22 protein-coding genes are annotated in these 26,498 nt (G+C 54.9%); 7 read left to right on the top strand and 15 right to left on the bottom strand.

Going from position 1 to position 26,498, the window contains the following annotated elements; genetic code table 11:
* Positions 1 to 47 precede the first annotated feature (47 nt).
* From QSK07_RS04545 to QSK07_RS04535, 3 genes are all read right to left on the bottom strand, one after another.
* Positions 48 to 770: a YoaK family protein gene (locus QSK07_RS04545; protein ID WP_285720559.1), complete on the bottom strand. Its 723-nt coding sequence runs from the start codon at positions 768 to 770 to the stop codon at positions 48 to 50.
* 152 nt (positions 771 to 922) lie between these two features.
* A complete protein-coding gene (locus tag QSK07_RS04540; RefSeq protein WP_098050415.1) occupies positions 923 to 2,467 on the bottom strand; it encodes a methyl-accepting chemotaxis protein in 1,545 nt (514 codons plus the stop codon).
* A gap of 185 nt (positions 2,468 to 2,652) precedes the next feature.
* Positions 2,653 to 4,239, bottom strand: coding sequence for a PTS transporter subunit EIIC (locus QSK07_RS04535; protein ID WP_285720558.1), 1,587 nt, complete (start codon positions 4,237 to 4,239; stop codon positions 2,653 to 2,655).
* A gap of 260 nt (positions 4,240 to 4,499) precedes the next feature.
* On the opposite strand from QSK07_RS04535, the gene QSK07_RS04530 reads away from it, so the two are divergent.
* The 5 genes from QSK07_RS04530 (at position 4,500) to pdeR (ending at position 13,549) form a co-directional block, all read left to right on the top strand.
* Positions 4,500 to 6,803 (top strand): FdhF/YdeP family oxidoreductase, encoded by a 2,304-nt coding sequence (locus QSK07_RS04530; protein WP_285720557.1) that lies wholly within the window; start codon positions 4,500 to 4,502, stop codon positions 6,801 to 6,803.
* Positions 6,804 to 6,915: 112 nt separating this feature from the next.
* Complete coding sequence (locus QSK07_RS04525) at positions 6,916 to 8,850, top strand: exoribonuclease II (protein WP_285720556.1); 1,935 nt, start codon at positions 6,916 to 6,918, stop codon at positions 8,848 to 8,850.
* A gap of 201 nt (positions 8,851 to 9,051) precedes the next feature.
* Complete coding sequence (locus tag QSK07_RS04520) at positions 9,052 to 11,121, top strand: carbon starvation CstA family protein (RefSeq protein ID WP_285720555.1); 2,070 nt, start codon at positions 9,052 to 9,054, stop codon at positions 11,119 to 11,121.
* Positions 11,114 to 11,404 carry a YbdD/YjiX family protein gene (locus QSK07_RS04515; protein ID WP_275219371.1) on the top strand — a complete coding sequence of 97 codons (291 nt, stop codon included), beginning with the start codon at positions 11,114 to 11,116 and terminating at the stop codon, positions 11,402 to 11,404. The genes QSK07_RS04520 and QSK07_RS04515 overlap by 8 nt, the downstream gene beginning before the upstream one ends.
* 159 nt (positions 11,405 to 11,563) lie before the next feature.
* Positions 11,564 to 13,549, top strand: a complete 1,986-nt coding sequence (gene pdeR / locus QSK07_RS04510) for a cyclic di-GMP phosphodiesterase (protein ID WP_285720554.1) — start codon at positions 11,564 to 11,566, stop codon at positions 13,547 to 13,549.
* Positions 13,550 to 13,561: 12 nt separating this feature from the next.
* On the opposite strand, the gene QSK07_RS04505 is transcribed toward pdeR, so the two are convergent.
* The 3 genes from QSK07_RS04505 to araD all read right to left on the bottom strand — a co-directional run bounded on the left by QSK07_RS04505 (position 13,562) and on the right by araD (position 16,470).
* Complete coding sequence (locus QSK07_RS04505) at positions 13,562 to 14,428, bottom strand: crotonase/enoyl-CoA hydratase family protein (protein WP_098050409.1); 867 nt, start codon at positions 14,426 to 14,428, stop codon at positions 13,562 to 13,564.
* Between the two features lie 145 nt (positions 14,429 to 14,573).
* Complete coding sequence (gene kdgT / locus QSK07_RS04500; protein ID WP_285720553.1) at positions 14,574 to 15,557, bottom strand: 2-keto-3-deoxygluconate transporter; 984 nt, start codon at positions 15,555 to 15,557, stop codon at positions 14,574 to 14,576.
* A 214-nt stretch (positions 15,558 to 15,771) separates the two neighbouring features.
* Positions 15,772 to 16,470, bottom strand: coding sequence for an L-ribulose-5-phosphate 4-epimerase (araD, locus tag QSK07_RS04495; RefSeq protein ID WP_098050407.1), 699 nt, complete (start codon positions 16,468 to 16,470; stop codon positions 15,772 to 15,774).
* Positions 16,471 to 16,818: 348 nt separating this feature from the next.
* On the opposite strand from araD, the gene osmB reads away from it, so the two are divergent.
* Entirely contained in the window at positions 16,819 to 17,034 is a 216-nt protein-coding gene (osmB, locus tag QSK07_RS04490; protein WP_003853848.1) for an osmotically-inducible lipoprotein OsmB, read from the top strand.
* An 80-nt stretch (positions 17,035 to 17,114) separates the two neighbouring features.
* Here osmB and yciH read toward each other — a convergent pair whose 3' ends face one another.
* The 5 genes from yciH to pgpB all read right to left on the bottom strand — a co-directional run bounded on the left by yciH (position 17,115) and on the right by pgpB (position 20,728).
* On the bottom strand, positions 17,115 to 17,438 hold the full coding sequence (gene yciH / locus QSK07_RS04485; protein ID WP_285720552.1) for a stress response translation initiation inhibitor YciH: 324 nt from the start codon (positions 17,436 to 17,438) through the stop codon (positions 17,115 to 17,117).
* Positions 17,438 to 18,157 (bottom strand): orotidine-5'-phosphate decarboxylase, encoded by a 720-nt coding sequence (gene pyrF, locus QSK07_RS04480; RefSeq protein WP_285720551.1) that lies wholly within the window; start codon positions 18,155 to 18,157, stop codon positions 17,438 to 17,440. The genes yciH and pyrF overlap by 1 nt, the downstream gene beginning before the upstream one ends.
* A 193-nt stretch (positions 18,158 to 18,350) precedes the next feature.
* Complete coding sequence (gene lapB, locus QSK07_RS04475) at positions 18,351 to 19,520, bottom strand: lipopolysaccharide assembly protein LapB (RefSeq protein WP_285720550.1); 1,170 nt, start codon at positions 19,518 to 19,520, stop codon at positions 18,351 to 18,353.
* A gap of 6 nt (positions 19,521 to 19,526) precedes the next feature.
* Positions 19,527 to 19,835: a LapA family protein gene (locus tag QSK07_RS04470; RefSeq protein WP_285720549.1), complete on the bottom strand. Its 309-nt coding sequence runs from the start codon at positions 19,833 to 19,835 to the stop codon at positions 19,527 to 19,529.
* Between the two features lie 134 nt (positions 19,836 to 19,969).
* The gene (pgpB, locus tag QSK07_RS04465) at positions 19,970 to 20,728 is read right to left on the bottom strand and encodes a phosphatidylglycerophosphatase B (protein ID WP_285720548.1); all 759 of its coding nucleotides are present in this window, start codon (positions 20,726 to 20,728) and stop codon (positions 19,970 to 19,972) included.
* Between the two features lie 227 nt (positions 20,729 to 20,955).
* On the opposite strand from pgpB, the gene ribA reads away from it, so the two are divergent.
* On the top strand, positions 20,956 to 21,549 hold the full coding sequence (gene ribA, locus QSK07_RS04460; RefSeq protein ID WP_045140307.1) for a GTP cyclohydrolase II: 594 nt from the start codon (positions 20,956 to 20,958) through the stop codon (positions 21,547 to 21,549).
* Between the two features lie 31 nt (positions 21,550 to 21,580).
* Here ribA and acnA read toward each other — a convergent pair whose 3' ends face one another.
* The 4 genes from acnA to cysB form a co-directional block, all read right to left on the bottom strand.
* A complete protein-coding gene (acnA, locus tag QSK07_RS04455) occupies positions 21,581 to 24,262 on the bottom strand; it encodes an aconitate hydratase AcnA (protein ID WP_285720547.1) in 2,682 nt (893 codons plus the stop codon).
* Between the two features lie 414 nt (positions 24,263 to 24,676).
* Positions 24,677 to 24,856, bottom strand: a complete 180-nt coding sequence (locus tag QSK07_RS22915; RefSeq protein ID WP_098050401.1) for a YciX family protein — start codon at positions 24,854 to 24,856, stop codon at positions 24,677 to 24,679.
* Between the two features lie 4 nt (positions 24,857 to 24,860).
* Complete coding sequence (locus tag QSK07_RS04450; protein ID WP_098050400.1) at positions 24,861 to 25,019, bottom strand: YmiA family putative membrane protein; 159 nt, start codon at positions 25,017 to 25,019, stop codon at positions 24,861 to 24,863.
* 496 nt (positions 25,020 to 25,515) lie between these two features.
* Positions 25,516 to 26,490, bottom strand: a complete 975-nt coding sequence (gene cysB, locus QSK07_RS04445; RefSeq protein WP_013358012.1) for an HTH-type transcriptional regulator CysB — start codon at positions 26,488 to 26,490, stop codon at positions 25,516 to 25,518.
* Positions 26,491 to 26,498: the final 8 nt, after the last annotated feature.

Raw genomic sequence — 26,498 nt, 5'->3', positions numbered from 1 at the left:
CGCGCGACGCTTATCTGAAACCAAACGATAACAGCAAAATCACCGTTTCATCCCCCCTGGTTTACTGGCTTAGTTACCAGGGCATTCAGCGCCAGACAGATTAATCCGAACCCCACGGGCAACAGGAAATCGTAGCCGAGCAGTCGGCAAAGTGCGATGCCGGCCACGCCGCCTGCAAGGAAAGACAGCAGGGTCAGACTGTGCAGCCGCAACCGCCCCAGCCAGATCGGCGCATCTTTCGGTGAGGCTTTGCGCCGCAACATTTCAAACAACATCGCCAGCTCAATCCCGATATCAGTCGCCGTGCCGGAGATATGGGTGGTGCGAACACGGGCATTGGAGATCCGCGTGACGACCGCATTCTGTAGCCCCATAAAAAAGCTCAGGCTCATGATCAACACCACACCGGGCGACAGCGGCGGAAAGTGATTCTCAATGACGCCCAGCGTAATCAGCGCGATGCCCTCAATCAGAATAACGAAGGCATAGATAGTACGGATATTCCTGCGGTGCCCGGCATTAATGACCAGCGTTGAAAACATGGAGCCTGCAATAAACAGCAGGACGATTGACAGAAAAAACAGGCCAGGCCCCAGGTTCGCTTTTGCCAGATGATCGGACAGCAGCGAGACATTCCCGGTCATGTTAGCTGAAAAGAAACCGACAATCTCAAATGCGGCGGTATTCAGCGCGCCTGCGGCAGCGGCCAGCGTGCAGGCCAGTCGGGTATCGGCACTGTTGCTGCGGGCACTTTCTGTGCTGATTAGCATGACAACCCCGTGTTCAGTGCAAAACCGTATAATCCGCCCATTCTGCCTCAGCCACAAGGCGCTGAATCAAACACGCTATTCTCTGCCTCACGATGCGCATCACAGCATTATTCAGGATCCCGCGCTGCCTGGACGCCGCGCGGGAAAACCAGTCAACTGTTTGCCAGACGGAAAGTCGAGACCGACTGCGTCAGGTATTGCACCTGCTCCTCCAGTGAGGCCGATGCTGCCGCAGACTCCTGCACCAGCGCCGAGTTCTGCTGGGTCACGCTGTCCATCTCGGTAACCGCCTGCTCAATCTGACCGATGCCGCGACTCTGTTCATCAGACGCGGTAGAAATGTGCTCCATCAGCAGATTTACGCGGCTGACCGAGGAGATAATCGCACTCATTGCTTCACCGGTCCGGCTGACCTGGTCTGAACCGGCGTGAATGATGGAGACCGTTTCTGCAATCAGCCCCTCAATCTCTTTCGCAGCGGTGGCGCTGCGCTGGGCCAGGTTACGCACTTCACCTGCGACTACCGCAAAACCACGTCCCTGCTCACCCGCGCGGGCGGCTTCGACGGCCGCGTTCAGCGCCAGGATGTTAGTCTGGAAGGCGATACTGTCGATAACGGTGGTGATCTCTTCAATCTTCTTCGAGCTGGCGTTAATCAGCGCCATTGATGTCACCACTTCCTGCGAGACTTTTTCACCGCTTTCGGCGTTTTTCACCGCTTCACTGGTCAGACGGCAGGCTTCAAAGACGTTTTCAGTGTTCTGTTTCACCGTTGCGCCCAGTTGTTCCATGCTGGCTGCGGTTTCCGTCAGCGCAGCGGCCTGCTGTTCGGTGCGCGAGGCGAGATCGATGTTGCCCGCCGCAATTTCCTGCGAGGCGGTAGAGACTGAACGGGTTGAATCACGCACCTGAAGGATAATGGCGGTCAGCGCGCTGCGCATCTGCTCCAGCGAACCCATCAGCATCTGAATTTCACTGCGTGAACCCGGTTTCACCGGAACGGTGGCATCCAGAACGCCCGCCGCAATCAACTTACAGTGTTCCTGCGCGTCATTGATTGGCGAAAGGACATAGCGCTTCATGAAGATGTAAATGGCGATGATGATGCCGAAAAACAGCACGCCAAACAGGCCCAGCAGCGTAATGCCAGAGGTAAAGTGACTCTGTGCGTCGCTGTTGAGCTTTTTGGCGTAGGTTTCGTGCTGGGCCAGAACACGATCCAGAATAATTTCATACTGACGATCCAGACGAACCACGGTCGGGATTTGGTTTTTAAAACGCACCTGATCGTGCGCCTCTGCTGCCTCAATTAAGGGCTGCAACCCCTGCTGACGATAGGCCTGATAAGCCTGATTGTAGGCATCTGCCTCCGCCTCTTCGCCCGGCAGACGCGGCGCATTCATATAGGCCTGGAACGCGGCATCAGCTTTACCCGCCACGGTCCGCACGCTGTCCAGCATGGCGGGATTGCTGGCGTCACTGCCCTCAATCTCCTTCATGTACTCCATCAGGCGGACACGCAGCGTACGGCTGTGGTTAATCGGGTCAATGACCGAGAGCACCACGCGGATCTCTTTGTTGACCGCGTTCAGCGAGTGATTGCTCTGAATCAGCAGCCAGGTACTGATTGCCACGCTGGTGAGAAACAGCGCCAGCAGGAAGGAGAAGATAATCAATGAGGACTTTTTTAACGACATCGCGATGTTCCGAAATAGGGAGTATTAGTCGCTATATCGGCAGAAAAGTGCGCCCCATTAGGGCTGAGCTTTTTTTAGTTACAATAAGCGGGACGGCAGCGTTTAGCCTCCCCAGGCCAACAGGTGCTAACCGCCCGGAGCAACCAGGCGTCTGGCCGGATGATAAAACCTGAAACAGCCCGCTGCTATGCAACGCCCAGCGCCAGTTTCACTTCACTGGCAATTTTCTCGACCTGCGGACCATAGATAACCTGTACATCGTGCTTGCTGACGCGATTAACCCCGTTAGCACCGGTGCTCATCAATGTCTGATCGACCACCTGATTCATCTCTTTAACCCTTACCCGCAGGCGGGTAAAGCAGCAATCGACATCCTCGATATTGGCCTGCCCGCCCAGTCCGCTGATAATCACCTGCGTCCGCTCATCCGCAGCGACCTGTTGCGGTTTCTCCTCTTCCGACTCGCGACCCGGCGTTTCGACATGCATCCTGGTGATCACCAGCCGGAAAGCGTAGTAGTAGATCGGCGCATAGATGACGCCCAGCACCAGCGTCCACCACCAGTGGGTTTTCGCGCCGCCCAGCATGCCGAACACCACCAGGTCGATTATGCCGCCCTGCACGTTGCCGATCATCAGATGCAGCATCGACATCAGCATAAACGACAGACCGGTTAAGAACGCGTGTAGCAGATAGAGCACTGGCGAGACAAAGATAAAACAGAACTCCAGCGGCTCGGTAATCCCGGTGGTAAATGAGGTCAGCGCGCCCGCCATTACCAGCGCTTTGACCCGCCGCTTATGTTCGGGCCGCGCAGTGTGATAGATCGCCAGCGCCGCAGCGGGCAGACCAAACATCATCACCGGAATCTTGCCCTGTGCCAGAAACTGCGTGGCGGTGCGCAGCGTCTCATCGGGTATTGATCCCGGATGGGTCAGCGACGCATTGAAAATGTTCAGCGCACCGACCACCGTCTGACCGTCGACTACCGCCATGCCGCCAATTGGCGTGAACCGCACGGTTTCGTTGAGGATATGATGCAGGCCGGTGGGGATCAGGATGCGTTCAAAGGCCCCCAGCAGAAATGCCCCATACTGGCCGCTTTTGCCGATCATCTGGCCAATCCAGGCGATACCCTCGCCGATAGCAGGCCAGACCAGCGCCAGCAACACCCCAATCAGCGGCAGACAGACCACGGTCACGATCGGCACAAAACGCCGGCCGCCAAAAAAACTGATCGCAGTTGGCAGCTGCTGAGTATAGAAACGATTGTGCAGCGCCACCGTGATCAGACCGGCAATCACCCCGCCCAGCACGCTCATGTTGTAGGTAAAGACGCCCAGCATGTTGATATATTCCGCCGAGGTCATCATGGCAGTGGTCTGATCCATCCCCGCCTGCTGCAGCGCGCCGGGTGTGGTAGTGGCTGCGGTGATCCCTTTCGCCGCCAGCGTGGCGCTGATACCGACGTTCATCACGATGTAGCCAATCACCGCAGCAAAGGCGGCGGTAGGTTTTTCCGCTTTCGCCAGTCCGATGGCGCTCGCCACTGCAAAGAAGACCGGCAGGTTGGCAAACAGCGCCCCGGCGACCTTGCGGATAAATCCAATGATTAACTGCGGCACCTGCATCTGCGCAAAGGCTTCACCGGTCACCGCCGGGTTCTGCATCGCCGCCGCCAGCCCAAGAAAAATACCCGCGGCAGCGATGACCGAGATTGGCATCATCAACGCTTTGCCAAATGCATGGATCTGGCTGGTCAGCTGTTTCATGGATTTACGCCTTCTCTGATAGTGAACAGCAAGTATTAGCCTGTTGTGAGGAGAACTCCCGTTATCAGCCAGTTAAAGGCGGGTAAAATCTGACCACCATCACAATTCTGGCCGATGCACGATAAACGTCAGCTATCGCACCATTAAGTCAATCAATTAGACAAAGTATAAGGATATCTGCAGACTTTGTTTCACCATCAGGCTATAACCTGATAACAAACACTAAACAATAATTCCTACTATAAAAGCCTGCACTCATTATGAAATTTAAACGCCAAATCAAACCCTACCGCGCGGCTGCGGGCGGCTGGGGTTCACTGGAAGCCACCACGCGTTTCGTTCTTGACAGCAAAGCGGCCCTGAGAAATATGCGCAACCTGATGCGCATGAACAAAGCACGCGGTTTTGACTGTCCGGGCTGCGCCTGGGGTGATGACAATAAAAGTACCTTCAGCTTCTGCGAAAACGGCGCCAAAGCGGTGACCTGGGAAGCGACACGCCGCATGGTCGACAGCGATTTTTTCGCTAAGCACAGCGTGACAACGCTTTATACCCAGAGTGACTATTTCCTTGAGTATCAGGGGCGTCTGACCCATCCACTGCGCTACAACGCGGAAACCGACCACTACGAGCCGATTAGCTGGGATGATGCATTTGCACTGATCGCGCGGCACATCAAGGCGATGGATCATCCGGACCAGATGGAGCTTTACACCTCTGGTCGCGCCAGCAATGAAGCCTCCTGGCTTTATCAGCTGTTTGGCCGCCTGACGGGCACCAACAACTTCCCTGACTGCTCCAACATGTGTCACGAAGCCAGCGGCACCGGTCTGAAGCGCAGCATTGGCGTCGGCAAAGGCACCATTCGCCTGGATGATTTCGATCACGCTGATGCCATTTTTGTCTTCGGGCAAAACCCTGGCACCAACCATCCGCGTATGCTGCACAGCCTGCGTCACGCTGCCGATCACGGCGCGAAGATCGTTACTTTTAATACCCTGCGCGAGCGCGGTCTGGAACGTTTTGCCGATCCGCAGAAACCGCTGGAAGTGGTGACCTCGAAAGCGGGCAACATCAGCTCCTCCTATTACCAGCCAAACCTGGGCGGTGACATGGCGGCAGTGCGCGGCATGGTGAAATCCCTGCTGGAGACCCATCGTGCACGCCTCGTGGCCGGAGAAAGTGGTCTGTTCGATCAGACCTTCATCAATGCCAAAACCAACGGTATTGAGGCCTACCTCGACGCGGTGGATAACACCAGCTGGATGCAGATCGTGGCGCAGTCTGGCCTGACTCAGGCGCAAATCTGTGAAGCTGCTGCGATTTACCAGAGCGCAGACCGCGTGATCTGTACCTGGGCGATGGGCATTACCCAGCATAAGCACTCGGTCGACACGGTGCGCGAAATCGCCAACCTGCAACTGCTGTTTGGTCAGCTGGGCAAAAAAGGCGCAGGTCTCTGCCCGGTTCGCGGTCACAGTAATGTACAGGGCAACCGCACCATGGGTATCGATGAGAAACCGGCCAAAGCCTTCCTGGATGCACTGGGTAATCATTTCGGTTTCGAGCCACCGCGTGCGCCAGGCCATAATACCGTTGAAGCGCTGAACGCGATGCTGCGTAATGAAGTCAAAGTGCTGATCGCGCTGGGTGGCAACCTGGCTGCGGCTGCGCCCGATTCACCACGCACCGAAGAGGCGCTGTCACGCTGTGGTCTGACCGTGCATATCAGTACCAAACTGAACCGCAGTCATCTGGTGCCGGGTCACGAAGGGCTGATTCTGCCAACGCTGGGGCGCACCGAGCGCGATCTGCAGGCAACTGGTAATCAGTTCATTACCGTGGAAGACTCTTTCAGCATGGTCCACGCCTCTGAAGGTATCGGTATTCCGCTGGCGGAAACACAGCGTTCAGAGACCTCGATTGTTGCGGGTATCGCCCAGGCAGTGCTGGGTGATGAGAAAGTGAAATGGCGCGAGCTGGCGGGTGATTACAACCTGATCCGTGAGCACATTGCCGCGACGATTCCGGGTTTTGCCGACTTCAACGCCAAATGCGATATCCCGGGTGGTTTCTATCTGGGCAACGCGGCAGCAGAGTTGCGCTTTAACACGCCAAACCAGAAAGCGGAGTTCAACGCCTCTGCGCTGCCGACTTCGCTGTTCCCGACGCTGGTTCAGGATGTGCCTTTTACTTTGCAGACACTGCGCTCCCATGACCAGTACAACACCACTATTTACGGCCTTGATGACCGTTACCGTGGCGTGTTTGGTCAGCGTGAAGTGGTGTTCATTAACCCGGACGATATGGCAGACCTGGGCTTCACCGAAGGCCAGAATGTTGATATCGAAACGCTGTGGAATGATGGCATCACCCGTCGCGTCAGCGGCTTCAAACTGGTTCCCTACAATATTCCGCGCGGTAACCTGGCGGCTTATTATCCGGAAACCAACCCGCTGGTGCCGCTGAACAGCTTTGGCGATGACAGCGGTACACCGACCTCTAAATCGGTGCCGGTGAAGCTGGAATTGTCGTCAGCACTGGCCGATCAGCGCATCGCCTGATAGCACCTTCGCCACTCCCTGAAAAGCCGGTTCGTCCGGCTTTTTGCCTTGCCGCGCGGCGTCGATTCGCGTAAAACTGTCAGCCGCAATCAGCCAACGAAACGTAAAAATTATGTTCCAGGATAACCCGCTGCTCGCGCAGCTGAAAGAGAAGCTCCATTCGCAAACGCCTCGTGCTGAAGGCGTCGTTAAAGGCACCGAAAAAGGCTTCGGCTTTCTGGAAGTCGATGCGCAAAAAAGTTACTTCATTCCGCCACCGCAGATGAAGAAAGTAATGCATGGCGATCGTATCACCGCCGTGATCCACAGCGATAAAGATCGCGAAAGCGCTGAGCCGGAAACCCTGATTGAACCGTTCCTGAGCCGCTTTGTTGGCCGGGTGCAGAAAAAAGACGATCGCATGTCGATTGTGCCGGATCATCCCCTGCTGAAAGATGCAATTCAGTGTCGCCCAGCGCGCGATGTCAGCCATGCATTTGAAAATGGCGACTGGGCCGTGGCGGAAATGCGTCGCCATCCACTGAAGGGCGACCGCGGCTTTTATGCTGAACTTACCGATTTTATTGTCAAAGCTGATGACCCTCTGGCGCCGTGGTGGGTGACGCTGTCGCGTCATAACCTGGAGCGTGAAGCACCTGACGTCAGCTTTGGCGAGATGCTGGATGAAAATCTGACGCGTGAAGATCTGACCGCGCTGGATTTTGTCACCATTGACAGCGCCAGCACCCAGGATATGGATGATGCGCTCTATGTGGAAGCACAGGATGATGGCACCCTGCGTCTGATCATCGCCATCGCTGACCCGACCGCCTACGTGCCGGAGGGCAGTCAGCTCGATAAGCTGGCGGCGCAGCGCGCGTTTACCAACTATCTGCCGGGCTTCAACATCCCGATGCTGCCGCGCGAACTCTCTGATGATGTCTGCTCGCTGCGTCCGAATGTGCGCCGTCCGGCGCTGGCCTGCCGCGTCACGGTGGCCGACGATGGCACCTTAAGTGATGACGTCGAGTTCTTTGCGGCCTGGATTGAGTCCAAAGCCAAGCTGGCCTACGACGACGTTTCTGACTGGCTGGAAAACAACGGCAGCTGGCAGCCGGAGAGTGAGGCGATTGCGGATCAGATTCGTCTGTTGCACCGTCTCTGCCTGGCGCGCAGCGAGTGGCGTCAGACCCACGCGCTGGTGTTTAAAGATCGCCCGGACTACCGCTTCCTGCTGGGTGAAAAAGGCGAAGTACTGGAGATCGTGGCTGAACCTCGCCGCATCGCTAACCGCATCGTTGAAGAGTCCATGATTCTGGCGAACGTCTGCGCGGCGAAAGTGATGCGTGACCGTCTTGGTTTCGGCATTTATAACGTCCATGCCGGTTTCGATGCGACCAATGCTGAGCAGGCCGCCGCCGTGCTGGCCAATCACGGTGTTACTGTGGATGCACAGGCAATCACCACGCTGGACGGTTTCCGTGTGCTGCGTCGTGAGCTTGATGCACAGCCGACCCAGTTCCTCGACAGCCGCATCCGTCGTTTCCAGACCTTCGCGGAGATCAGCACTGAGCCTGGCCCGCACTTTGGACTGGGCCTGGAGGCCTATGCCACCTGGACCTCACCGATTCGTAAATTCGGCGATATGATTAACCATCGTCTCCTGAAAGCGATTATTCGCGGTGAGCAGATTGCCCGCCCGGATGAGGCCGTAACGGTGACAATGAGTGAGCGCCGTCGCCTGAACCGGATGGCGGAACGTGATGTCGGCGACTGGCTCTACGCCCGTTATCTGTCTCCGTTTGCGGGCGCCGACCGTCGCTTCAGCGCTGAGATTATCGACGTGTCGCGCGGCGGTATGCGCGTTCGCCTGGTCGAGTTCGGCGCCGTCGCCTTTATCCCGGCACCCTTCATTCACGCAGTGCGTGATGAGCTGGTTCTCAGCCAGGAAAATGGCAGCGTACAGATTAAAGGTGAAGTGGTTTACCGCGTGACTGACGTGATTGATGTGACCATCGCCGAAGTCCGTATGGAAACCCGCAGCGTTGTGGCCCGTCCTGCCGTCTGAACACGGCGTGTTTAAGCAATAAATCTGGCGGGATAACTTCAGTTATCCCGCCTGTTCCCGCCCCGTTGGCGTTACGAAAACGTTAAATTTGTACCCCGCTTCACACTTCTCTACTGATTAACTTTCACTTACATTCCATTACATTAAGTTTAACTCGTTGTTTTCGATCGCTTTCCTCTCGGTCCCTACAAGGAGTTAGTCATGAAAAACGTCAAAACCAGTGTCATCTGGTTAGTGGTGGCGTTAATCGGCGCGGGCGCTTTCGCCATGCTGGCCCTCAGCCGCGGCGAACACGTCAATGCAGTCTGGCTGGTGATAGCCGCTGTCGCCTGTTACAGCATCGCGTATCGCTTCTACAGCCTGTTTATCGCCCGCAATATCTTCGAACTGGACGATCGCCGGATGACCCCCGCTGAGCGGCTGAGCGACGGACTCGATTATGTCCCGACCAATAAATGGGTGCTTTTTGGTCATCACTTCGCGGCTATTGCCGGTGCCGGTCCGCTGGTCGGCCCGATTCTGGCGGCGCAGATGGGCTTTCTGCCGGGCACCATCTGGATTCTGGTCGGTGTGATGCTGGCGGGCGCGGTACAGGATTTCCTGATCCTGTTTATCTCCACCCGCCGTGACGGCCGCTCGCTGGGCGAGATGGCGCGGCAGGAGCTAGGGGCGTTTGCCGGTGTAGTCACCATGCTCGGCGCGCTGGGCGTGATGATCATTATCCTGTCGGCGCTGGCGCTGGTTGTCGTGAAGGCGCTGGCGAACAGTCCGTGGGGCCTGTTTACCATTGCGGCCACGATTCCCATTGCGCTGTTGATGGGCGTTTACATGCGCTTTATCCGGCCCGGTAAAATCGCCGAGGTGTCATTGATTGGCTTTGTGCTGATGATGGCGGCGATTATTTATGGCGGCGACGTGGCACAGCATCCTTACTGGGGCCCCTTCTTTACCCTGAAAGGCACCTCGCTGACCTGGGTACTGGTAATTTACGGTTTTATTGCTTCGGTGCTACCGGTCTGGCTGCTGCTGGCACCCCGTGACTATCTTTCGACCTTTCTTAAAATCGGCGTGATTGTCGGGCTGGCGGTGGGCATTGTCTTTGCGATGCCTGAGATGAAAATGCCAGCGGTGACCAAATTTATCGACGGCACCGGCCCGGTCTTCTCCGGTGCGATGTTCCCGTTCCTGTTTATTACCATCGCCTGCGGCGCGATCTCCGGCTTCCATGCGCTGGTCTCCAGCGGCACCACGCCGAAGCTGGTTGAGCGGGAAAGTCATATCCGCTTTATTGGCTATGGCGCCATGCTGATGGAGTCATTTGTGGCGATCATGGCGCTGATTTGTGCATCGGTACTGGATCCGGGCGTCTACTTTGCCATGAACTCACCTGCCGCGCTGATTGGCACCACCGTTGAAAGCGCGTCGCAGGTGATCAACGGATGGGGCTTTGTCGTGACGCCCGAAATGCTGAGCGGTATTGCGCGTGATGTGGGTGAAGGCTCGATTCTCTCTCGCGCAGGCGGCGCGCCCACTTTCGCCGTGGGTATGGCCCACATCATCACCGAAATCTTTAACAGTCGGGCGATGATGGCGTTCTGGTATCACTTCGCCATTCTGTTCGAAGCCCTGTTCATCCTGACCGCCGTCGATGCGGGTACACGCGCCTGCCGTTTTATGGTGCAGGACCTGGTGGGCACCGTGGTGCCTTCTCTGGCGAACAACCGCTCCTGGCTGGGTAACATGGCGGGCACCACTGTCGCGGTCGCGGGCTGGGGCTTCTTTGTTTATCAGGGCGTGGTCGATCCACTGGGCGGCATTAACACCCTGTGGCCACTGTTTGGTATCGGCAACCAGATGCTGGCGTCGATGGCGCTGATTCTTGGCACCGTCGTGCTGTTCAAAATGAAAAAGCAGCGCTACGCCTGGGTGACTATTCTGCCCACCGTCTGGCTGTTTATCACTTCGATGACCGCGGGCTGGCAGAAAATTTTTCACGAAAAACCGTCCATTGGCTTCCTGGCCCAGGCGAATAAATTTCGCAAAGGGCTGGATGACGGTGTGATCATTGCGCCAGCAAAAAGCGTGGCGGATATGCAGACCATCGTGTTCAGCAATCAGATTAATGCGGCGCTGTGCGCCTTCTTTATGCTGGTGGCGGTCACGATGCTGGTCGCCGCGTTCTTTGTGATTCGTCGTGCGCTGAACAGTGCAGTGCCGACCACCAGCGAGACGCCGGTGGCACTGCGCAACAAGGCGGTGCGTCATGTCTGATGCCATTCATCAGGGCCATCGTCCACAGGGTGAGTGGCAGATTATCCGCTGCCACCTGACGGCTTCGCCGATGCCCCAGGCACGCAGCTGGCGGGGATTCTGGCGCGGTCTGCAACAGTGCTTCCGCTTAATGGTCGGGGTCCAGGATTATGAAAAGTATCTGCAGCATATGCATCTGCATCATCCCGACCAGCCGCCGATGAACGAGCGCGATTTCCACCGTTACTGCCTGGACGCCCGCTTCCCCAGCCAGGCGGGTAAACTGGGTAAATGTCCCTGCTGACCGCTCGCCACAGCCCCGCGCCGCCGGGGCTTTTTTGTGCCATTCTTATCTGGATGAAAAAATATATTTGGTTTGCATCTTGTGCTGGCGTCAGATGATGAATACTGTTGCTAAAATAATGAGATAACGCCTGCAGAGCACTTCCCGGAGGAAGTTTCCATGACCGATGAACACGGGCAAACGTTGTTGTACACTCTTTTTGGTACAACCAGCCCTCATTGGCGTCTGACCGCGGACAGCGATGCGTTGCATTTTGCCGAAGATGAGTCATCACAAACCAATATCGCCCTGCCGCTGACCCCCGGCCAGGCCGCAATGATCCGCGCGATGCCGGTCATCACCTCAAGCATCAATCTGACTATGACCCTTCAGGGCATTGATGTGCCGATGCATTTTGTCGGACGTAAAGTGAATCAGGCTTCATGGGCCGGCACCGCCTCTGCGTGGGGCGATACGTCTGCAGTTGCCCGCGATTTAACCCTGGGGCTGTCGTTTGCTGAACAAGTGGTTTCTGAAGCTAATTCGGTGATTGTAATCCTCGATCAGCGCGGCAATATTCAACGTTTTAACCGCCTGAGTGAAGAATATACCGGCCTGAATGAGCACGAGGTTATTGGCCGTAACGTCTTCCAGCTTTTTATGACTAAACAGGAAGCCTCACAGTCACGACGCAACATTGCAGGCTTCTTCCGTGACGGTAACTCTTATGAGGTTGAGCGCTGGGTCAAAACCAAAAAAGGTCAGCGACTCTTTCTGTTTCGTAATAAGTTTGTTCACAGCGGCAGTGGCAAAAATGAAATTTTCCTCATCTGTTCTGGCACAGACATCACTGAGGAGCGACGCGCCCAGGAACGTCTGCGGGTGCTGGCAAACACCGATACGGTGACCGGCTTACCCAATCGCAACGCCATTCATCAACAGATTAGCCTGGCGCTGGAGCGATCCAGGGGTGATGAGACCGGCGTGGTTTATCTCGACCTCGATAATTTTAAAAAAGTGAACGACGCCTACGGTCATATGTTCGGCGATCAGTTGCTGCAGGCAGTTTCACTGGCCATCCTCAGCTGTCTGGGTAAAGACCAGACCCTGGGCCGTCTGGGTGGCGACGAATTTGTGGTGCTGGCTGAGCACACCAGTCAGGCGGCGCTTGAGGCTATGTCTTCCCGCATTCTTGAGCGGCTGCGTCAGCCTTTCCGTATCGGGCTAATCGAAGTTTACAGCGGCTGTTCTATTGGTATCGCTTTCGCGCCGCTGCACGGCGACGATCGCGAGAGCCTGATTCGCAACGCGGACACCGCGATGTATCACGCCAAAGAGAACGGGCGCGGCAAGTTCTGCGTGTTTGCGGCAGAGATGAACCAGCGGGTCTTTGAGTATCTGTGGCTGGATACTAACCTGCGCAAGGCACTGGAACTGGATCATCTGCTGGTGCACTATCAGCCAAAAATCGACAGCGACGGCCAGGTCCGCAGCGCTGAAGCACTGGTACGCTGGAACTCACCAGAACGTGGTCTGGTCTCGCCCGCTGACTTTATTCCCTATGCTGAAGAGTCAGGGCTGATTGTGCCGCTGGGACGTTGGGTCATGCTCAACGTGCTGAAGCAGATTATCGCCTGGCGTGAGCAGGGCATTTTTCTGCGCGTCGCCGTCAACGTTTCGGCCCGTCAGTTGATTGATCAGAGCATCTACACTGACCTGAAACAGGCGCTGCACGAGGCTAATATCACCGACTGTCCCATCGATATTGAGCTGACCGAAAGCTGCCTGATTGAGAATGAAACTGAAGCGCTGACACTGATGAAGCAGTTTCAGGAACTGGGCGCACAGGTGCACCTGGATGACTTTGGCACCGGTTACTCCTCGCTTTCTCAGCTGGCACGCGTGCCAATCAATGCCATCAAACTCGACCAGAGCTTTATCCGCGATATTAATAAGCAGCCGGTTTCACAATCGCTGGTGCGTGCTATCGTCGCCGTCGCCAAGGCGCTCGATTTGCAGGTAATCGCTGAGGGTATTGAGACCCCGGATGAAGAGAAATTTGTCCTCAAAAGTGGTGTCGATGGGCGTCAGGGTTACTATTACGCAAAACCAATGCCCGCGGAACAATTTGGGCATTGGCTGGCTAAGCATCCTGCCCGCGTTTAACGCTGGTGTAGATTAACCCGCTTTACGCAATGATGCGCTGTGGCGGTTTTGTAACTGTACCAGGCGTTCCATGTAAGCAATATCTTTGGGTTCGATAGTGAAGGCATAATCCACCCAATCTTCAGTGATATCCATCAGCTCAGCGCGTGACAGTTGCAGCACGCGCTGACGCGCTTTCAGCATTGCCCGCACGCCATTGAGCTTAGGCCGTAACGTATCGATAAAGGTGCGTGTGGCGCGATAGCTGTCGCCAGGCTGGAAGACTTTATCCACCAGTCCGCGCGTCTCATACCACTCCGCGCTATGGGACTCCCCTTCACAGATTAACTCCTCTGCCAGCTTCATGCCGGAACGACGTGCCACCAGCGAGTAGCCGCCCATGCCGGGAAACAGGTTAAAGGCAATTTCCGGGAAGCCCATCCGCGCGTTGTTCTGCGCCAGAATGAAGTGATGCGCCAGCGCCGCTTCAAATCCACCGCCCAGCGCACTGCCTTCAATCATCGCCAGCGTCACCGCGCCGGTGTCAAAACCGCGTGCTGCTGAATGGATGCAGTCCACACAGGCACGGGCATAAGCTCGCAACGCCTCACGACGGTTATTGCGAATGCACTCGACGAAGAAGCGCAGATCGCCACCGGCGTTAAACATCTGCGGCACCAGTGAGCCGGTGACCCAGAAATCGATTGGCAGACCGGCCCGCTGAGCGGCATAGCTCAGGTTCATGATCTCCTCAATCAGTTCGTGGTTGAAGCTTGGACGGGGCTGAGCGCGCAGCATCATCCACATGGTACGACGCCCCTCTTCGTAATAGGCGACTAACTGCGTAGTGTTGCCGACTTCGGTAAATAATCTGCACGTTGGTTGGTTAATAACTGTCATTGTCTCATCCTCTGTTTATATTTTGATGCGTTAAATACGCCACATCAGCGTAATGCAGAGTGAGGCCAGACCAAATGAGAGATTGATTTACAACATAAAATCCAGAGTGATCCCCGACTGGCGCGTCGGGGATTGATTAAGCGGGTTACTTAATAGCGGCACGCTGCCCGACGGCAACATGAAGACGCTTAAGACGTTTTGAATAGATGGCGGTGATGATGGGCACCAGCACAGAGGTTACAATCACGGAAGTGGCAACCAGTGCCGTGGCCGCCGGGGCAACCGGTTTAAAATGCGGCAGCATTTCGGCAATCAGCACCGGTGTTGCCACCGCCGCGCCTGCCGTACTGGAAGCGGCCACGCCAGCCGTGCCATCTCCCCCGCCAATCAGCCGATCGGCCAGAATAAGCGGGATGCCGGTAATGATGATGACTGCTACGCCCAGCATGATGCCCGGCAGACCGGTTTCCGCAATCACCCCAAGGTTAATGGTGTTACCCAGGGCAAAAGCGAAGAAGGGAATCAGCGTATGTACCGCTTTTCCGAAGAAGTCGCGCAACTCCGGATCAAGATTCCCTAATGCAAAGCCGACCACGAACGGCAGGATCGCGCCGACAAACACGTGCGGCTCGAATGAGGCGATGCCGGCGGTGCCCAGAATCACCATGGTCATCAATGGCCCGGACTCCAGCGACATCAATACGAAGGCGCCCGCTTCTTCTCTGGAACCATACTGTTGCATGATGGAGGCATAATGACCGCCATTGGTCATATCCATCGCGGCGACCAGCGCCAGCGTCGATAAGCCGGCAAACATCCCCACTTCTACGCCTTTTTTCGGCATCACCCGCGAGGCGATTGCCGCTACCACCCGTGCCACGGCAATTTTAGTGAGCACCAGCGTGCCTGATTTACGCAGTACTGTTCCAGTGGCGCTGAGTTTTATCGATGCCCCCATACAGAAGAACCAGACGGCCAGGATGGGCACGGTGCCGGTAATCAGACCGTTGGTGAAAGAACCGAAATATTTCCCGGCTCCTGGTGAGAAGGTGTGACAGAGTGCACCGATAAACAGCGGTATGAGCATCATGCCACCCGGAAGTTTATCTATTGCCCGTTTGATGTGCATATTAATGTCACCTTTGCTATGCCAGAGGATAGAGCTGGAAGTGCCCGAAGGCGATGCAGGCAAAGTAGTGACTTGAGGTAATCAAAACAGTGATCGATTCAATAGATTGAAACGGTGCTTTATTTTATTGATGCTTTGTTTTGTTAACTATGATGGGGATCGCCATACCCGTTTCATAAGAGACAAAAAACGGGACGCCATGGCGCCCCGCCTGTTATTTCTGGCCGTACCAGGCGTTCTCGCCATGCTTTCGCAGATAGTGCAAATCAAGCAGCGTCTGATTGATAGGCGGGAGGTTAGCGGTCAGTTGCTGGCTGAACAGACCCATATAGGCCACCTCTTCCAGCACAACCGCGCTGTGCACGGCGGCATGGGCATCTTTCCCCCACGCAAAGGGGCCATGGGAGTTAACCAGCACCGCCGGGATCGCCAAGGGTGACAATTCACGCTGCGCGAAGGTCTCGATGATCACCTGGCCAGTATTCCACTCGTAGTCGTGCTGAATCTCTTCATTGCGCATTGCGCGGGTACAGGGAATCTCGCCATAGAAGTCATCAGCGTGGGTGGTTCCCCATGCCGGAATGGGGCGTCCGGCCTGCGCCCAGATAGTGGCATGCCGCGAGTGAGTATGGACGATACCGCCCACCTCCGGCCAGGCAAGATAGAGCGCGCGGTGCGTCGCCGTATCCGATGATGGTCGTTTATCCCCTTCTGCCACCTCACCAGTCGCCAGATCGACTACAACCATATCGTCGCGCTTCATCACGTCATAGCTTACGCCTGAGGGTTTAATCACCAGCAAACCCTGTTCGCGATCAACCGCGCTGACATTGCCCCAGGTGAAGGTCACCAGGTTATATTTGGGTAAATCCAGATTCGCTTCCAGAACCTGTTGTTTAAGATGTTCCAGCATGCCTTTTCTCCTGCTGACAATCGTCCCTGAATTTTGCGGAGTCAGACGCCAAAGGGTTATGGAGCAAATGGCTATAAACGCAGAAGGAATGGCTGTGAATCCAAAAATGTGTGGTGATTTAAGAATTTTCTATCTTCGGGATTTATCCAGAATGCTTAGAATCTTCTCAGGCAATGCGTGGACCTGTCGGATCCGGCATTGTGCCTCACCCGCTACAAACGGTTTGTCCATGGTGATCACATTTCGATGCCGACACGGATGCGGCAATGATGCGACACAAGCGGGCTGAGTAAATATCGGAGCTATACTAAGAGTGTTGCCTCTGTGAGCACATCAAAGGAGAAGCATATGACAACAACAATGAAACGAATCACTGCCGTTGTACTGGCGACCACGTTAGCTGTTGCACTGAGCGGCTGTTCTAACTGGTCTAAACGTGACCGCAACACCGCGATTGGCGCGGGCGCGGGTGCAATTGGTGGTTCAGTATTGACCAATGGTAGCGCACTCGGCACAGTCGGTGGTGCCGCTGTCGGTGGTATTATCGGTCATCAGGTCCACTAAGGATCTTATTAAAAGAATAATCGGCTACGCTAAGCATCTGCATGACAATCGGGCTACTCTGGTAGCCCGATTTTTTTTATTCAGCCGCCCGCCAGTCTGACCTTCATTCCTTTGGCTTCCAGCAGCGTTTTCAGTAAGTCGCGTTTATCGCCCTGAATCTCAATAACGCCCTCTTTTACCGAACCGCCACAGCCGCACTTCTTTTTCAGTTCAGCTGCCAGCATCGTCAGAGCCGCATCATCCAGGTCGATGCCGGTGATCAGGCAGACGCCTTTGCCCTTGCGTCCGCTGGTCTGACGCTGGATCCGCACAACACCATCCCCTTTTGGCCGTTCCGCTTTTGGCTCAGGCTGCGTTATGCGCCCGCTGTCGGTTGAGTAAACCAGTGGATTGTCATTCGCCATTATTGTGTCTCCAGACTGTCCAGGATCGCCTGCAGGGCGGCGGCGGGATCGGCGGACTGCGTAATCGGACGCCCGATAACCATGTAGTCCACGCCCGCCTGCTTCGCCTGTTGCGGTGTCATGATACGACGCTGATCGTCGGCATCGCTGCCTGCCGGACGAATCCCCGGCGTGACCAGCGCAAACGCCTGACCCAGCGCCTGTTTGAAGCGGACCGCTTCATGTGCGGAACAGACCACACCATCCAGTCCGCACGACTGGGTCAGCTTTGCCAGTCGCTCTGCCTGTTCGGCAGGTGAAAGCGTAATGCCCAGCTCTCTGAGATCGTCGGCATCCATGCTGGTCAGTACGGTCACCGCAATCAGCAGGGGCGCATCTTTACCAAAGGGAAGCAGCGACTCACGCGCCGCATTCATCATCCGCGCCCCGCCGCTGGCATGGACATTGACCATCCAGACGCCAAGATCGGCCGCGGCAGCCACGGCATGCGCGGTGGTGTTAGGAATATCATGAAATTTAAGATCGAGGAACAGCTCAAAGCCGCGCTGCTGCAGAGTGTTAACCAGCGAAGGACCAAACAGCGTAAACATCTCTTTGCCCACTTTCAGGCGGCAACTGCTGGGATCGATCTGGTCGACAAAACGCAACGCGCTGTCGAGGTCATGATAATCCAGCGCTACCAGAATCGGCGAAGCGGTCACGTTGTGGGGTGAAGGCATGGCATTTCCTCTGCAGTGAGCACCCGCAGGCGCGATTGACAAACGGCAAGCATTCTACCTGCGGTGTCTGGTCATCACAATCGCCGGTGCCCCTCTGCCAGGCAATAAATGTACTTCTGCTGAAGCCTCCTGGTTATTACCTTTATAGTATGTTGTAACTATTAAGGGTGCTGATTCAGTTATAATGGCTGCTTTACTGGCCGTCGAGACCGCGGATAGGCTTTACTGAAGACCACGTCCGGCAGGATGGACAGTGCCAGTAAAGCGCATGTGCGGTAAAACCACACTTCTGGCAGCGATAGCGTGGCTTGGTGCGGATCTGTTCACCCACCATGTCGCGCAGTACCATCAGACTTTCTTTGGCCCGGCCATCTTCTGCTTCACGCAGGTTCAAATCCATCAGACGATGGAAAACACGCATTGTCGGATGCCGCTCAAGCTGACGACTGATGTAATTTTGTGCCGCTTCAGCGCCCTGCTGCTGTTCAAGAATATCTGAAAGATAAAGTTCCGCTGCCGCGCCGGTGTTCTGTTCCACACAGCGCTGCAGAAAGTCTGCCCATGCGTCATGCTGATTGAGCCGCTGGAAACAGGTCTCCAGCATGCCCAGCGTTTCACTCACCAGCTCTTTATCCTGATCCAGCACGCGCTGGAGATGGCTCACCGCTCTGGCGAAGTCTTCTTTTTCCATCAGAATACGGCCCATCATGATAGAGATGCGTGCACTGTTGCGATCGGCCGCCTCCCCTTTCTTCAGCAGGCTCATGGCACGATCCAGATCGTCGCTGCTCATCGCCTGTAACGCCAGTTCACAGTAGAAGTGGGCGATTTCACCTTTCTGTTTCTCTTTGCCGAGCTTAACCAGGCGTTCTGCGACCTCGATGGCCTGTTGCCAGTCACTGGTGGCCTGATGAATCAGCAACAGCTGCTGTAGCGCGCCAATACGAAAATCCGTTTCATCGGTGAGCTGCTTAAACATATCTTCTGCGCGGTCATATAAGCCCGCCGCCATATAGTCGCGACCCAGCTGCTGAACGGCAAGCAGACGCTGCTCGTAGCTCAGGGAAGCACTTTCCATTAAAGCCTGATGGATACGGATAGCGCGGTCGACTTCTCCACGCGATCGGAACAGGTTACCCAGCGTCAGATGTGCCTCTACCGTGCCGCTGTCCTCTTTTAGCATGTCGAGGAACAGATCAACGGCTTTGTCCTGCTGATTTGAGAGCAGGAAATTGACGCCCGCCACATATTCACGTGACAGCCTGTTGGCTTCCTGTTGCTTATCCTGATGCGCGCTGCGGCGGCCCATATACCAGCCATAGGCAGCCGCAACCGGCAGTAACAGAAACAGCAATTCATGCATTGAGGATTATTCCCGGCCAGCCGGAGAAGATGGCGTGGTCGCCAGGGCGGTGCCCTGCTCAATTTGCGTCTGCATACGCTTAATTTTACGGTTGGCATTGGCCAGTGAAACACGGGTCCGTAACCAGAACAGCCCGCATATGACCCAGCCAAGCACAAAACCTGCGCCAAACAGGGATGCCAGTAACGTCGAGATGCTGAACTCACCCTGCGCCAGCAGATAATTAAAAGTAATGACCTGATCGTTATGCGCACCTAAAGTGACGGAAATGATAAAAATGACCAGTACCACTAAAAAAATCAGCAAATATTTCACAGTGCATCCTGTTGTGAGGTTATCAGATAGAATTATGCCAAAAATCCAGCATAAATGCTGCTCCCAGCAGCATCGGGCGAGTCGCTTTTGCGCAGGCCCGACTAATAATATGGGGTCTCAAGGGAGAATTACAATCAGGGCTCCCGCTGTGCCACCTCTTTTTGCTCTTCCGGCGGCAGCGTCAGGGGGCCGCAGAAGCGCTGCGCCAGCCAGGTCGCAACGGTGACCAGCAACCAGGAGAGCACGGTTGCCATCGCCAGATCGCGCGGCCAGTGCATGCCCAGTAGCAGGCGGCTCGCCATCACGCCCATCGCCCACAGGAAAATCACCACCACGGTTTTATAATGCCGACGCGGCCAGAGCAGCCCCAGTGCCAGTAGTGCCCAGCTGGCGGCAAACATAGTATGCCCCGACGGAAAAGCAAAGCCGGTTTCAAATGCCCAGTGTCGTTTCAGCCAGCCCGGAATCTGCGTCTCATCGGCAATCAGTGACGTCACCATCTCACCACGCTGTTTACGCTTCAGTTCGTAAAACGTCTTCTCATCCAGCCCATGATGCTGCTCCAGCCAGATCACATAGGGACGCGGCTCCTGAATCTGCTCTTTGATAAAAGATTTGGTGTATTGACCTGCCAGAATAGTGGCGTTCATGATCAGCAGCAGCAGGATGGCAGGCTTCAGGCGAAAGCGCAGGCACCAGAGCATCCAGGCGCTCAGCAGCACGCTGGTGACAATACCCCACGGATTGGTGACGGTTTCCGTCATCCAGAAGAGACCTTTCAGCAGCGCATTGCTTTCGCCTGGCTGCCAGCGCCAGCCGGTAAGCCAGACGGCAACCGGCATGATGAGCAACAGCAGCATTCCGAAGGTGGTACGACGCGAAATCTTAAACATCCTCTTCCCTTATCCTGGTGTCAAATGGCAACATTTGCATAACTTTAGCTTAAAAAAGAATAACATAACCGTTGCCGATTGGATAATTGTGCTTTATCACTGCAATTGGTCGCAGAGATTACCAGCCCGCTTACGGGTTGTGGCACAATATTGCACGTTTGTCAGGCCACACTGGCCTGTGCGCTATCATGATGATAGTGCATCCTCTGAAGGTTCTGGAGAGTCACATGCAGCTTAAACGGGTGGCAGAAGCCAAACTGCCCACGCCATGGGGAGATTTCCTGATGGTTGGTTTTGAAGAATTGGCAACCGGACATGACCATGTTGCACTGGTCTTTGGCGATATTAATGACAACGAGCCGGTACTGGCGCGCGTTCACTCTGAATGCCTGACCGGCGATGCACTCTTCAGCCTGCGTTGCGACTGTGGTTTTCAACTGGAAGCCGCGCTCAATGCCATCGCAGAAGAAGGTCGCGGCGCGCTGCTCTATCACCGTCAGGAAGGCCGTAATATTGGTCTGCTGAATAAGATCCGCGCCTACGCATTGCAGGATAAAGGTTATGACACCGTAGAAGCGAACCATCAGCTTGGTTTTGCCGCCGATGAGCGCGACTTCACCCTGTGCGCAGATATGTTCAAACTGCTGGGCGTGAATGAAGTACGCCTGCTGACCAACAATCCGCGCAAAGTGGAGATCCTCAGCGAAGCCGGGATCAACATTATTGAACGTGTGCCGCTGGTCGTGGGACGTAATCCGAAGAATGCGCACTATCTGGATACGAAAGCGGAAAAGATGGGGCATCTGCTGCCGAAGTCATAAATGAAAAAGCCGGGTCTCCCCGGCTTTTTTGTCAGTCCAGCATATTGCGGATAACGTAGTGCAGGATGCCGTCGTTGCGGTAATAGGTCAGCTCATTACCGGTATCGATGCGACAGCGGGTGTCCAGCTCTTCTTTACTGCCGTCAGCACGGGTCAGCGTGACTTTCACGCTGCAGCCTGGCGTCAGTGCCTGAAGATCTTCCACGTCGATGTACTCTTCACCGGTCAGCCCCAGCGTTTTGCGGGTCACGCCCTGCGGGAACTCCAGTGGCAGAATGCCCATCCCAATCAGGTTAGAGCGGTGAATACGCTCAAACGATTCGGCAATCACGACCCTTACCCCCTGCAGACGTGGCCCTTTAGCAGCCCAGTCGCGGCTTGAACCAGAGCCGTACTCCTTGCCTGCAATGACCGCCAGCGGCACGCCTTCCGCCTGATATTTCATCGCCGCATCGTAGATGGCCAGCTGTTCGTCACTCGGGTAGTGTCGGGTATAGCCGCCCTCCACGCCTGGCACCATCTCATTGCGGATACGAATATTGGCAAATGTGCCGCGCATCATCACTTCATGGTTACCGCGACGCGACCCATAAGAGTTAAAGTCGTTGCGCTCAACGCCGTGTGACAGCAGATAGCGTCCGGCGGGACTTTCCGCTTTAATGCTACCCGCTGGTGAGATATGGTCCGTGGTGACAGAATCGCCCAATATGGCGAGCACCCGCGCACCGCGAATATCCTGCACCGGCTTAGGCTCTTTCTCCATATCATCAAAGAACGGTGACAGGCGAATGTAGGTCGAGCCTTCATCCCAGTCGTACGTTGCCGCTTCACTGACCCTGATCGCCTGCCACTCTGGCGTGCCATCGAAGACTTCGGCGTATTCTTTGTGAAACATATCGCTGGTGACCTGCTGCACGGCTGTGGCTATCTCTTCCGGCGACGGCCAGATATCTTTCAGATAGACCGGCTGTCCCTGGCGATCGTGGCCCAGCGGCTCCGTCTGCAGGTTGATCTTCATGTTACCCGCCAGCGCGTAAGCCACCACCAGCGGCGGCGAAGCCAGCCAGTTGGTTTTAATCAGCGGATGAATACGACCTTCAAAGTTGCGGTTGCCGGATAAAACAGCACCGACCGTGAGATCGCCCGCTTTGATCGCAGACTCAATCTCATCTTTCAGCGGACCGGAGTTACCAATACAGGTGGTGCAGCCATAGCCTACCAGGTTAAAGCCCAGCTCGTCGAGATACGAGGTCAGCTGCGCGACGGCCAGATAATCGGAAACCACTTTGGAACCGGGTGCCAGCGAGGCTTTAACCCACGGCTGACGTTTCAGACCACGCTCTACCGCTTTCTTCGCCAGTAAACCGGCTGCCATCAGCACACTTGGGTTAGAGGTGTTGGTACAGGAGGTAATCGCACTGATCACCACCGCGCCATCGGTCAGTGTGTGAGTCAGGCCGGTGTCGCTATCGGTATACTCAATAGTTTTATGCGGTTTTTGCGCCTGATTCACTTCCAGCTCATTGCTGGCATCAAACGCGGCGGGCACATCGCCCAGCGACACCCTGTCCTGCGGACGTTTGGGTCCGGCCAGGCTCGACTCTACCTGGTTCATATCCAGTGCCAGGGTACTGGTAAAACGCGGCTCATCGCCGGGATTACGCCACAGACCCTGCGCTCTGGCATAGGCTTCCACTAAGGCGACCTGATCGGCATCACGTCCGGTCAGCGTCATGTAGCTCAGCGTGACGTCGTCGACCGGGAAGAATCCGCAGGTCGCACCATACTCCGGTGCCATGTTGGCGATGGTCGCACGGTCGGCCAGCGGCAGATCGGCCAGGCCGTCACCGTAAAACTCAACGAATTTGCCGACGACGCCATGCTTACGCAGCATCTGAGTAACGGTCAGAACGAGGTCGGTTGCGGTAATGCCTGCGCGCAGTTTGCCGGTGAGTTTGAAACCTACGACATCCGGGATCAACATGGAGACAGGCTGACCCAGCATGGCTGCTTCAGCTTCGATGCCCCCTACTCCCCATCCCAGCACGCCGAGCGCATTGATCATGGTGGTGTGAGAATCGGTACCAACCAGCGTGTCGGGCCAGGCATACTCTTCGCCATTGAGGGTTTCATGCCAGATCGCCTTGCCGAGATATTCCAGGTTCACCTGATGGCAGATGCCGGTTCCCGGCGGCACAACGCGGAACTTATCAAACGCTTTCTGACCCCAACGAAGGAAAACGTAGCGCTCATGATTACGCTCCATTTCCAGCCGGACGTTCTCTTCAAAAGCGTCATCATCACCAAAATGGTCCACGGTGACCGAGTGGTCGATAACCAGATCGACAGGCGACAGCGGATTCACTTTAGCTACATCGCCGCCCAGACGATTCACCGCTTCGCGCATGGCCGCCAGGTCGACCACGGCCGGGACGCCGGTAAAGTCCTGCATTAATACGCGGGCTGGCCGGTAGGCGATTTCGCGGTCGGCATGAGCATCTTTCTGCCAGTCAACCAGCGCCTGGATGTCCTCTGTAGTGACAGAGTCGCCATCCTGCCAGCGCAGTAGATTTTCCAGCAGAACTTTAAGAGATTTTGGCAGGCTATCGATGTTGCCGAGATGTTGAGCCGCGCGGGGAAGACTGAAGATGTGATATTTGTTGGTGTCGACCTGCAATATTTCCTGACTCAGCTCGCGTAGGGTAGACGACATAGCTCCTCCTTTTTCGTTCATGGTCTTAAACCTTAGTGAGACAAAGGTTTATGTTAAAGATAGACCACAAATTCGTTAACGTTTTGATTACAACACAAATTGCTACAATCGCCGAAAACGAAAATGCCCCGTGAGAACACGAGGCATCAGAAAGAGGTGATTTAATTCAGATTACAGCGTTATCCACACCGCCGCAGACCAGAACGCAAAGGAGAAAGCATACGCGCTAAGCCAGGACATTTTAATAATATTCATTTGGTACACTCCTTCGCCGTAATCGGGCGTAAAAGTTTTTGTGGTCGCCTGTCAATCGGCGACACCCTTTGGTCTTACAGGATGTGGAAAGGGGCATTTAAAAGCCCACCGGGAACTCCGGTTATAAAAGAGCAGTGACGAATAAATGGTCTTACAACGTTATTTGTTTTCAGGGTCCAGAAACGACTCAATAAACAGTCGCTGGTTATCACTCAAATCCCATGACTTGGGGATAGACACTTTTTCGTCCTTTGCAAGAGCTTCTTTTCCTTTGCAGGATACTGGCTTGTGCTGACCCGTGGTCAAAGAACGTTTATGACTGAGTGTATGTGCCCACATGGCTTTAGCCCCAGATACGCCAAATCATTAACGCTACAACCACCCAGAACAGCGCAGAGGCAGCGAATACGGTTAACCAGGCATTGCGACGCGTATTGCCAGTACGCTCAACCTTGGTGCTTTTTACCGGGAAACCCGGTTGTACGGTCAGTCGTGTATTCATAGTTTTTGATAATCACTCTCAACAAAATGATTGATAACATCGATTAAGATTTAGGAGTAATCCTAAACGCGTTAAGGCCAAAAATCCAGTTATTTTTATTGAGTAAAACGATTAACGGTATTAATCAATAGGCTTAAGTAACGTAAGAAATCATTAACTCCTGAACGAATATTTAATTAAACAGTCAGCTGGTAAATTTGAGTTAATTTAAAAAAAGATCCATTCAAAACTAAAGACTCATCTAAAGAACCTTATGTTTACTGGCTTCACACATCAGCTCTTAACTGGAGTATGGGAATAATCCTGGCGAGTCGCAAAGTGACATCGTTAAAAGTGTGTTGTATTTCGCATTTAAGAAAGCCCAACCGAAAAACATGTGATCTATGTTTCATTTACAAAAAAACCATAACAACTTTTGATTCTCATTTGGCGCTAATGCCTGGCAACAAAAAAGGCTGCACCAGGCAGCCTTATGTTGTCGCGAAGAGCATCAACGCTATTTAAATGGCAGCTTAATGTCCTTAAACATCGCCTCAATGTCTTCGTTTGAGCGCAGCGCCACGGCGGTATCCACCACGTCGCGGGTCAGGTGTGGCGCAAAACGCTGGATAAAATCATACATATAGCTACGCAGGAAGGTGCTGCGGCGGAAGCCAATCTTAGTGGTACTGTTGGTAAAGATATCGGCGGCTTCAATACGAATCAGGTCAGGATCGGCCACCGGGTCAACCGCCATACTGGCAATAACCCCTACGCCCAGACCTAAACGGACATAGGTTTTGATGACGTCGGCATCAGTAGCGGTGAAGACGATACGAGGTGTTAACCCTGCCCGATTAAAGGCCGTGTCGAGTTCTGAGCGCCCTGTAAAGCCAAAGGTGTAGGTCACCAGTGGATATTCAGCCAGTTCTTCGATGCTCACCTGCCCCTTCCCGGCCAGCGGATGATCCGCCGTGACGACAATCGCACGGTTCCAGTGGTAGCACGGCAGCATGATGAGATCGTCATAGAGATGCAGGGCTTCAGTGGCTATCGCGAAATCCGCATTGCCCTTGGAGACCGCTTCGGCGATCTGGGTTGGTGAACCCTGATGCATATGTAAAGAAACACGCGGATAGCGTTCGATAAATCCCTTGATCACACCTGGCAGTGCGTAACGTGCCTGGGTATGTGTGGTAGCGACATAAAGCGAGCCTTTATCCGGCCAGGTGTGCTCGCCGGCCACGGATTTGATCGCATCCACTTTTGAGAGGACTTCACGCGCTATACGGATGATCTCTTCCCCTGCAGGCGTCACCTGAGTGAGATGTTTACCGCTGCGGGCAAAAATTTGCACGCCCAGCTCATCTTCCAGCATACGCACCTGTTTGCTGATGCCGGGTTGAGAGGTGTAGAGACCTTCCGCTGTCGAAGAGACATTGAGATTATGGTTCACCACTTCGACGATATAGCGCAACTGCTGTAATTTCATATCTATTC

This window comes from Pantoea sp. QMID4, assembly GCF_030270445.1.
Lineage (GTDB): Bacteria > Pseudomonadota > Gammaproteobacteria > Enterobacterales > Enterobacteriaceae > Pantoea > Pantoea vagans.
This window is presented reverse-complemented; position numbering and strand designations above follow the sequence as displayed.